The sequence below is a fragment of the Microbacterium sp. C448 genome (assembly GCF_000582705.2).
Taxonomy (GTDB): domain Bacteria; phylum Actinomycetota; class Actinomycetes; order Actinomycetales; family Microbacteriaceae; genus Microbacterium; species Microbacterium lacus_A.
This window is the reverse complement of sequence record NZ_HG779636.1, coordinates 22,403-31,978: the sequence shown is the minus strand read 5'-3', so window position 1 is coordinate 31,978 and position 9,576 is coordinate 22,403. Positions and strand designations below refer to the sequence as shown.

The following is a 9,576-nucleotide window of genomic DNA, read 5'->3' as shown; positions in this document are numbered from 1 at the left end:
GGGCCTTCTCGAGGCGTTCGAGGCGTACGAGCGGGCGATCATCGCCAACGACCTCGACGCTCTCGACGCGGCTTTCGCCCCGGGTGATGAAACGATGCGCGGCGACGCGGCGGGCCTGCTCGTGGGCCATGACACGATCAGTGCGTTCCGGGGCGTGCGCGGGGGAGTGCCGGCCCGCACGATCGAGCGGATCGAGTACCGCGAGCTCGCGCCCGATGTCGCGTTGCTGGTCTCGATCGCGCGCTACGTCGGCGGGGGCACGGGGCTGCAGACGCAGGTGTGGCAGCGATTCGACGACCGCTGGCTCATCACCGCGGCTCATGTGACGCCGCGTGCCCAGGCGCTCGACCGGTCGGTCTGGCGCACCGTCGGCGACCCGCTCTGGCAGGGCGCGTGGGAGGGTCCGCTGGAGGGCCTCACCGTCGCCGTCAAGGACCTTTTCGCGATCAAGGGCTACCGCATCGGCGCGGGCAACCCGACATACCTCGACTCCGCACGGGTCGAGCCGACCACGGCCGCCGCGGTCTCGGATCTGCTGCGGGCCGGCGCATCCCTTCGCGGAATCGCGCGAACCGACGAGTTCGCGTACAGCGTCGCCGGCGACAACGCGCACTATGGCACGCCGCCGAACGGAGCCCTGCCCGGGGCGCTGCCGGGCGGTTCATCGAGCGGGCCGGCCTCGGCCGTGGCAACCGGCCAGGCACAGATCGGCCTGGCCACCGACACGGCCGGGTCCATCCGGGTGCCTGCGTCGTATCAGGGCCTGTGGGGGCTGCGCACGACCCACGGACTCGTCCCTCGGCAAGGGCTGCTGCCCCTCGCGCAGACGTTCGACACGATCGGATGGCTGACCCGCGACGGTGCCACGATGCAGAAGATCGTCGACTGGTGCCTGAGCTACGACGGATCGGAGTCGACCGAGAGCGTCTTCGGCGAGTCCGGGAGCGACCTGCCGTGGAGCTTCGCGGTGCCGACCGAGATGCTCGAGTCCGTCGAACCCGAGACACGGGACGCGTTCGAGGCGCTGCTCGGCGTCCTCGGGGAGGTGGCCGAAGCGCCCGCGGTGGCCGAGACATCCGTCGGCGATCTCGACGAGTACCTGGGCGCCTTCCGGGCTGTTCAGGGCGCGGAGGCGTGGCGCAACAACGGCGCGTGGCTGCGCGAGCACCCGGGCGCGGTCGCCCCTGCCGTGGCCGAGCGGTTCCGCGTGGCCTCTGAGGTGACGGCCGAGACCGAATCCGAGGCGCGCGCGACGGTCGAGGCACTGCGGGCTCGACTGCACGACGCGACGAGCAACACCGTGCTGATCATGCCGACCGTCCCCGGTCCCGCGCCGATGCGCACGCACGGCGGCGAGCGGGTCGAGGCCGTGCGGGCCGCGACGCTCCGCATGACGACGCCGGCCGCGATCGGTGGCATGCCCTCCATCTCGATCCCCCTCTTGACCGTGCCGTCGAACCTGGGGGCAGCGCCCGTGGGTGTGTCCCTGATCTCGCGCCCCGGCACCGACATCGCGCTGGTGCGCCTCGCGCGCCGCCTCGCCCGGGCGGTGGCGTCATGACAGTTCATCGACACCGCCGGGTATTGCCGAGTCCGCCGAGTATTTCGTGTCAACATCCGGCGTTCTCGGCAACAATCGGCGGACTCGGCGCCACGAGCGCCTCCGCCACCAGCACCAGCATGAACAGACAGGACCTCGCATGAACGCGTTGCCGATCGACCCGCCAGCCCGCCTGCTGATGGGGCCCGGCCCGATTTCGGCGTACCCGAGCGTGCTCACGGCGATGTCGGCGCAGCTCGTCGGTCAGTACGACCCGTTCATGACGAGCACGATGACCGAGACGCAGGCGCTCTACCGCCAGGTCTGGGCGACCGAGAACGACGCGACGTTCCTCGTCGATTCCACCTCACGCGGCGGCATCGAGGCCGCGATGATCTCGCTCATCCGTCCCGGCGATCGGGTGCTCGTACCGGTGTTCGGGCGCTTCGGTCACCTGCTCGCCGAGATCGCGGAGCGCGCGATGGCCGAGGTGCACACGATCGAGGTCCCGTGGGGGCAGGTCTTCACACCCACCGCGATCGAAGAGGCCATCGTGCGGGTCAAACCGCACCTGCTCGGCCTCGTGCAGGGCGACACGTCGACCACGATGCTGCAGCCGCTGGAAGACATCGGCGCAATCTGCGCCAAGCACGGCGTGCTGTTCTACTCCGACGCCACGGCGTCGCTCGGCGGCAACCCGTTCGAAGCGGATGCCTGGGGCCTGGATGCGGCGACCGCAGGGCTGCAGAAATGTCTGGGCGGACCGTCGGGTTCCGCCCCGATCACTCTGTCGGAGCGCGCTGTCGAAATCATCCGTTCGCGGAAGAAGATCGAGGCCGGCATTCGCGAGGCCGGCGACGAGGATGCGCCCGACTTCGTGCGCTCGAACTACTTCGACCTCGGCATGATCCTCGACTACTGGGGCCCGCGGCGCCTCAACCACCACACCGAGGCAACCTCGATGCTCTACGGCGCGCGCGAGTGCGCACGCGTGCTTCTCGGCGAGGGTCGCGAGGCCGTGAGGGTCCGCCACGAGCTCAACGGCGCGGCGATGCTCGCGGGCGTGCGCGGGCTCGGCCTGGTCGTCTTCGGCGACGTGGCGCACAAGATGTCGAACGTCGTCGCCGTCGAGATCCCCGACGGGGTGGCGGGGGATGCCGCACGCCAGGCGATGCTCGACGACTTCGGTATCGAGATCGGCACCTCGTTCGGACCCCTGCACGGGCGCGTCTGGCGCATCGGCACGATGGGCTACAACGCCCGCAAGGACGCCGTGCTGACCACCCTCGCCGCGCTCGAGCAGGTGCTGCGGCGGTTCGGCGCGACGGTTCCCGTGGGCGGCGGGGTCGACGCCGCGCTCGATGTCTACACCGGACACGCCGAGGCGTGATGACGCGTACCCTGCTGCCCGACCTCACGCCCGATCGCGTCGCCGCCGCGGCCCGCCGCGTCATGGCGCGCTGCGACGAGCTTGCGAGGGTCACCGCCGCACCCGGTGAGATCGAACGTGTGTACCTGTCGACCGAACATGCTCGCGTCAACCGCCTCGCTGCGGAGTGGATGCGCGAGGTCGGAATGTCGACCCGCCAGGATGCCGCGGGCAACCAGATCGGCCGACTCCACCCTTCGACAGGCTCAGGGCACCGCGCATCCGATCGTGATGCGGCCGCCCTGATGATCGGCTCGCACCTCGACACCGTGCCCGACGCCGGACGCTTCGACGGCATCGTCGGGGTGTTGATGGCGCTCGAGGTCGTGCGGCTTCTGCGCGTCCCGTCCCCGAGTGGCGAGGGCAGCGTCTCACCGCTGCCGTTCGCGATCGAGGTCGTCGCGTTCTCGGACGAAGAGGGCACCCGCTTCGGCAAGGCCCTGCTCGGGTCATCCGCCGTCGCCGGAACCTGGAACGACGACTGGTGGCAGCTGACGGATGCCGACGGCACCACTCTGCGGCAGGCCGCGCTGGAATTCGGCCTCGACCCCGGGCGCATCGGCGAGGCCGCGCGTCGCCCCGATGAGCTCGTCGGCTATCTCGAGGCGCACATCGAGCAGGGTCCCGAGCTCGACCGGCGGGGCGAATCGCTCGCGGTCGTGTCGTCGATTGCGAGCGCCCGACGCTTCCAGCTCGTCGTTGAGGGCGAGGCCCGGCACGCGGGGGGCACCCCCTACGACATGAGGCACGACGCGCTGCTCGGCGCGAGTGAGGCCGCTCTCGCCGTGGAGCGCATCTGCTCGGGCGAGCACCACGTCATCGGCACGGTCGGGCAGCTCGAGGCGTTCCCGGGCGCGGTCAACATCGTGCCGGGCGAGGCTCACTTCAGCCTCGATCTGCGCGGCGAGTTCGACAGCGAACGCGATCGCGTGTGGGATGCCCTCTCGCGTGACCTCGACGTGATCATGGGCCGCCGCGGCCTGCGATGGCGGGCCCGCGAGGTGCACAATGCGCCCGCCGTCATGTGTGCGCCGCTGCTCCAGGACGTTATCCGCGCGGGAATCCGCGGCGCGCTGCCCGACCTTCCGGACGATCCCGCGACCCTGTTCAGCCCCGCCGGCCACGACGGCATGTCGATCGACGCGATCACCGATGTCGGGATGCTGTTCCTACGCAACCCGGACGGCATCAGCCACCACCCCGACGAGGCGGTCAGCGCCGCGGATGTGGCCCTCGGCATCCGCGCGCTGGCGGAGTCGGTTCTGCATCTGGCGGCCGAGCCCCGCTGACGGCCCCTCCTCCCTTTCCGTGTCCCAACTTTTCACCCCACCTACGAACTTGGGATGAAAAGTTGGGACATCCACTCACCGTTAGGAACCCCATGTCTCTCCTCGTCATCAACGCCCGCCTCATCACGGTCTCCGCCGGAACCGACGACCCCGGCTACATCGAGCGCGGCTGGATGCGCGTCGAAGACGGCCGCATCGCGGGGATCGGCGCCGGCGACCCGAGCGACACGACGGCCGACGAGGTGCTCGACGTCGACGGTGCGTTCGTCGCCCCCGGCTTCGTCTCGAGCCACAGCCACCTCTTCACGAGCGGCCTGCGTGGGCTCGGCGTCGCCGACACCCTCTACGGCTGGTGCGACTCGATGCTCGGCATGACCGCGCACGCAACGCCGGAGGACATCTACTGGTCGACCCTGCACGGCGCCCTCGACTTCCTCGGCAACGGCGTCACGACCGCCTACAACTTCACCGACCCTCAGCAGGCGTGGGAGTCGATGGTCGACGGCAAGCGCGTCGGCAACGCCCCCCTGCGCGGCACCGAGTACCACACGCGTCAGGCCGACGGATGCCTCGACGCCGGTCTTCGCTTCGTCGACTCGATCGGCATGGACGTCACCGCGGGGACGGATGACGAGATCTTCGCGCGCTTCGAGGCATCCGTCGCCCACACCCGCGCCATGGACCCGGACTTCGCGCTCGGCGCTTCGATCATGGGACAGGTGCAGTGGTCGCCGCGTCCCGAGGCCGCTGAGCTCGAGGTCGAGGCGATGCGGCGGTTCGGCGTGACGAACCAGGCCCACTTCCTCGAGTCGCCCGAGGCGGTCGAGCTGCAGCAGTCCAAGTTCGCGCTGTACCGGGATGCCGGGGCCCTCGGCCCGGACATGATGTTCGGTCACTTCATCCAGACCACGCCCGAGATCATCGAGCAGGCCGCCGCGGGCGGGGCGTCGATGTCGTGGCAGCCGGCCTCGAACGGCCGCCTCGCCTCGGGCACGGCCCTCGTGCCCGAGATGATCGCGATGGGTATGAAGGTCGGCATGGGGCTCGACGACCAGGCCTGCACGGATGTCTCGGACCCGTTCCAGAACATGCGGATGGGCATCGCGATGCAGCGGGCACGCACGAAGGATCCGCTGTCGATGATGCCCGAGCTCGTGCTGCGCCTGCACACGCTGGGCTCGGCCGAGATCATGGGCGTCGCCGACCGCGTCGGCAGCCTCGAGGTGGGCAAGTTCGCCGACTTCGTCGTGGTCGACCCGCGCCGCCCCGACGTGGGGCCGCTCTGGCACCCCGTCCGCAGCTACGTCCTGTCGATGAGCCTGCGGAACCTGCTCGGCGTGTACGTCGGCGGAAAGCTCGTCTCGCGCAGCGGCGAGTCGACGAACCCGCTCGCCGCCGAGGCATCCGAGCGTGTGCACCGCGATCTGCCGGCGATGGCGGAGCGCCTGGGGCGTCACCCGCACTGAGCGCGCCGGCGCCCGCCGCGCTGAAGGTGTAACGGCGACGAAACACTGCGCCAGTGTTCGTGAAATCTACATCCCATAGCGTCACCTTTATCGCGCAGGGTCGAGGCCTTCTGACCGTGCCGATGTACCCGAGTGCCACCCCGTCCAATCTGGAGACACAGCACATGACATTCCGCTTCAATTCCTCCCGCAGCCGCCGCCTCGCCGTCGCCGGCGCGAGCGTCGCCGTCGCAGCTCTCGCCCTGACCGCCTGCTCCAGTGGCAGCGGCTCCGACGCCTCCGAATCGCCCGCCGGCGAAGAGGGCTTCGGTGACCTGACCCTCCAGCTCAGCTGGATCCTCAACGAGGAGTTCGCGGGCGAGTACTTCGCCGACTCGAAGGGCTACTACGAAGAGGCCGGCTTCTCGTCGGTCAACCTGGTCCCCGGTCCCTCGACCGGTGTCGCCGAGCTCGTCAGCGGCACCGCCGACGTCGCCCTGAGCGACTCGATCTCGGTCGGCGCGGCCGTCGCCAACGAGGGCGCCCCCCTCAAGATCATCGGCGCAACGTTCCAGGCCAACCCCTTCACGATCCTCTCGCTCGCCGAGGGGGGCGATATCGCCACCGTCGACGACCTCAAGGGCAAGCGCATCGGCGTGCAGGACTCGAACACCACGCTCTTCAACGCGCTGCTCGCGGCGAACGACATCGACCCGTCCGAGCTGACGATCGTCCCGGTTCAGTACGACCCGGCGCCCCTCGTCAACGGCGAGGTCGACGGATTCATGGCCTACATCACCAACGAGTCGGTCACGGTCGCCGCTCAGGGTCTCGACACCACGGACCTGCCCTTCGCCGACAACGGCCTGCCGTTCGTCGCCGAGACGATCACGGTGACCGACGAGCAGATCGCCGACAACCGCGAGATGCTCAAGGCGTTCCTCGTCGCCGAGATCCGCGGCTGGACCGACGCGCTGAACGACCCCGAAGAGGGCTCGCGCCTCGCTGTCGAAGAGTACGGCGTCGACCTCGACCTGAACCCCGAGAACTCGCTCGCCGGTGCGATCGCGCAGAACGAGCTCATCGTGTCGGACGAGACCGAGGAGTTCGGGATCTTCACGATCAGCGACGCCCTGCAGGCATCGACCATCGGCAGCCTCGAGGGCGCCGGCATCATGATCGAAGCGGGCGACCTCTTCGACATGAGCCTGCTCGCCGAGGTTTACGAAGAGAACCCGGACCTCATCGCCTACATGGGCTGAGTTCTTCACCTCTACCGAGAGATATCAACTGTGACCGAAACGGCCACCCAGACCGGTGCCCAGGCGACAAGCCTGGGCACCGGCCTGCAGATCACCGGACTGAACAAGGTCTTCAGCGTGGGTCGCAAGACCGTCGTCGCGCTGCAGGACGCCAACCTGCACACCGATCAGGGCACCTTCCTCGCCCTGCTCGGGCCGTCGGGCTGCGGCAAGTCGACCATCCTGCGCATTCTGGCGGGACTCGAGGATGCCACGAGTGGCACGACGCGCGTCGATGGCAAGAGCCCCAAAGAGCTCCGGAAGGGCAACGAACTGGGTATCGCTTTCCAGGACTCGGCTCTTCTGCCTTGGCGGAGCGTGCAGTCGAACATCCAGCTGCCGTTCGAGGTCGCGGGCAAGCCCGTCGACAAGGACTACGTCAAAGAGATGATCGCCCTCGTCGGCCTGACGGGCTTCGAGAAGGCGAAGCCCGCACAGCTGTCCGGCGGCATGCGCCAGCGCGTATCGATCGCGCGCTCGCTCATCATGAAGCCATCGGTGCTGTTGTTCGACGAACCGTTCGGCGCCCTCGATGACATGACGCGGCAGAAGCTCAACCTCGAGTTGCTCCGCATCTGGACCGAGAAGCCCGCCACCACACTGCTCGTGACGCACGGCATCTCGGAGGCGATCTTCCTGTCCGACCAGGTAGCAGTGATGAGCCCGCGTCCCGGTCGCATCAAAGAGGTCATGACGATCGACCTGCCGCGTCCCCGGACACCCGAGATGATGCGCACGCCCGAGTTCCACGCGTATGTGGACCAGGCGTCCGAGTTGCTCTTCGGCGTGGGAGGCGCCGCGGCGGATGACCACTAGCGTCGCGCCGCCCGAGGCTACCAAGCCCCGCACGATCCAGTGGGAGGACGTCAAACTTCCCGCGTGGGTCACCGGACTCATCGGTGTCGTCGGAATCATCGCGCTGTGGTGGATCCTGGCAGCGACCGTTTTCTCGAACGTCGGTCCGGGCGGGGTGCAGGCGATCCCGACACCTCCTCAGGTGTTGATGGAGTTCTTCAACACCGGCTGGAACTTCTACGTCCGGAACTTCGGGGTGACCCTCGCCGAGGCGGGGATCGGATACCTGTGGGGCAACGGCCTCGCCCTGGTGCTGTCGGCGCTTGTGCTGATCATCCCCCGGCTCGAGGGGGTCGTGATGCAGCTCGCGATCATCACCTACTGCATCCCGATCGTCGCCCTGGGTCTTCTGCTCACGGTCATCGTGCCGATCCCGACGTCGGGTCAGCCCTCGACCACCGCGATCTTCCTCGCGGCGCTCAGCTGCTTCTTCACGACCGTTGTCGGTGCGCTGCTCGGGTTGAAGGCGGCCGACAAGGCCAGCCTCGACCTGATCACCGTGTACGGCGGGTCGCGGCTGACGCAGCTGCGCAAGGTGCGCCTGATCGCGTCCCTTCCGTCCATCCTGAACGCGCTCCAGATCGCGGTTCCGGCGGCCTTCCTCGGCGCCGTGCTCGGTGAGTTCTTCGGCAAGATCACGGTCGGCGTCGGCCCCGCGATGATCGCGGCGCAACAGGCGCTCAACTCACCCCGCGTGTGGGATATCGCCCTCGTTTCCGGCGCTGTCGCCCTCCTGGGCTACGGCCTGCTGGGCCTCGTCGCCCGAGCCATCGCACCCTGGTCGAAGGGAGTGTCGAAATGAGCACGCTCATCACCGAGCCGCCCACCGTGGCGGCGGTCTCCGAAGCAGAACAGACCGCCAAGCTGAACGCCGAGATCCGCCGCGAAACGCGCAGCGCCACGCTCCGGGCGCTCGGGCGCAGCGTCTTGACGTTCCTTCTCACGATCGTCGCCGTCCTGGTGATCTGGGTCGGATCGCTCTGGGCCTTCCAGATCTCGCCGTACGTCGGCAAGGGACCGGTCGATGTCTGGAACTTCCTCTTCACCATGCCGAATTCCGAGGCGAACCGCGAACAGCTTTTCGGCCAGCTCTGGGTGACTCTCGGACACTCGGTCGTCGGGTTCATCGCCGGCCTCGTGGTGGCCCTCGTCGTCGCGATGATCTTCCAGCTCAGCAAGGGCGTTGAGCACGCGCTCATGCCCATGGCGATGCTGCTGCGTTCGGTGCCGCTCGTCGCGATGGCGCCCGTCATCATCCTGATCTTCGGGCGTGAGTTCGCCTCGGTCGCGGTGATCGGCGGAATCGTGGTGCTGTTCCCCGCACTCGTGAACATCGTGTTCGGCCTCAAGTCGGCCTCGCCCCAGATGAACGATCTCGTCACGGTCTACGGCGGATCGTCGTGGACCCGTCTCCGCAAGGTCGCCCTGCCGAGCTCGCTGCCCGAGTTCTTCGCCGCCGTCCGCATCTCGGTGCCCGGCGCGATCACAGGGGCCCTGCTCGCCGAGTGGCTCGCCGTCGGCGGCGGCATCGGCGGCGCCGTGGGCGGGTATATCTCGGGGGCACAGTTCTCGGCCGTCTGGACCGCTGTGGTCCTCGTGACCGGGGCCGCACTCATCCTCTACAACGTCGTTCAGATCCTCGAGTCCGTGGCGCTCGCCCGCATGGGCATGGGCAACCGCGTCTGATCTCGTCGAACCGCCCCAGAGCCTTCGGGTG

8 protein-coding genes are annotated in these 9,576 nt (G+C 68.6%); all 8 read left to right on the top strand.

Annotated features, from left to right (window positions below; translation table 11 throughout):
• Nucleotides 1-1,561: AtzH-like domain-containing protein (locus MIC448_RS05740; RefSeq protein WP_036297230.1), on the top strand; the 1,561-nt coding region annotated here is incomplete at its 5' end.
• A 139-nt stretch (nt 1,562-1,700) separates the two neighbouring features.
• Nucleotides 1,701-2,930, top strand: coding sequence for an alanine--glyoxylate aminotransferase family protein (locus MIC448_RS05735; RefSeq protein WP_036297228.1), 1,230 nt, complete (start codon nt 1,701-1,703; stop codon nt 2,928-2,930).
• Nucleotides 2,930-4,258 (top strand): Zn-dependent hydrolase, encoded by a 1,329-nt coding sequence (locus tag MIC448_RS05730; protein ID WP_036297226.1) that lies wholly within the window; start codon nt 2,930-2,932, stop codon nt 4,256-4,258. Before MIC448_RS05735 ends, MIC448_RS05730 begins: the two co-directional genes overlap by 1 nt.
• Before the next feature lie 92 nt (nt 4,259-4,350).
• Nucleotides 4,351-5,724: an amidohydrolase family protein gene (locus MIC448_RS05725; protein WP_036297224.1), complete on the top strand. Its 1,374-nt coding sequence runs from the start codon at nt 4,351-4,353 to the stop codon at nt 5,722-5,724.
• Nucleotides 5,725-5,888: 164 nt separating this feature from the next.
• Nucleotides 5,889-6,965, top strand: coding sequence for an ABC transporter substrate-binding protein (locus tag MIC448_RS05720; protein WP_036297222.1), 1,077 nt, complete (start codon nt 5,889-5,891; stop codon nt 6,963-6,965).
• 30 nt (nt 6,966-6,995) lie between these two features.
• Complete coding sequence (locus MIC448_RS05715) at nt 6,996-7,820, top strand: ABC transporter ATP-binding protein (protein ID WP_036297220.1); 825 nt, start codon at nt 6,996-6,998, stop codon at nt 7,818-7,820.
• Nucleotides 7,810-8,661 (top strand): ABC transporter permease, encoded by an 852-nt coding sequence (locus MIC448_RS05710; RefSeq protein WP_036297218.1) that lies wholly within the window; start codon nt 7,810-7,812, stop codon nt 8,659-8,661. Before MIC448_RS05715 ends, MIC448_RS05710 begins: the two co-directional genes overlap by 11 nt.
• Complete coding sequence (locus tag MIC448_RS05705; protein WP_036297217.1) at nt 8,658-9,545, top strand: ABC transporter permease; 888 nt, start codon at nt 8,658-8,660, stop codon at nt 9,543-9,545. Before MIC448_RS05710 ends, MIC448_RS05705 begins: the two co-directional genes overlap by 4 nt.
• Nucleotides 9,546-9,576: the final 31 nt, after the last annotated feature.

What these genes read in the sequence shown, in the direction of transcription:
- MIC448_RS05735 (WP_036297228.1), top strand. Translation starts at nt 1,701, where the DNA reads ATGAACGCGTTGCCGATCGACCCGCCAGCCCGCCTGCTGATGGGGCCC.
- MIC448_RS05730 (WP_036297226.1), top strand. Translation starts at nt 2,930, where the DNA reads ATGACGCGTACCCTGCTGCCCGACCTCACGCCCGATCGCGTCGCCGCC.
- MIC448_RS05725 (WP_036297224.1), top strand. Translation starts at nt 4,351, where the DNA reads ATGTCTCTCCTCGTCATCAACGCCCGCCTCATCACGGTCTCCGCCGGA.
- MIC448_RS05720 (WP_036297222.1), top strand. Translation starts at nt 5,889, where the DNA reads ATGACATTCCGCTTCAATTCCTCCCGCAGCCGCCGCCTCGCCGTCGCC.
- MIC448_RS05710 (WP_036297218.1), top strand. Translation starts at nt 7,810, where the DNA reads ATGACCACTAGCGTCGCGCCGCCCGAGGCTACCAAGCCCCGCACGATC.
- MIC448_RS05705 (WP_036297217.1), top strand. Translation starts at nt 8,658, where the DNA reads ATGAGCACGCTCATCACCGAGCCGCCCACCGTGGCGGCGGTCTCCGAA.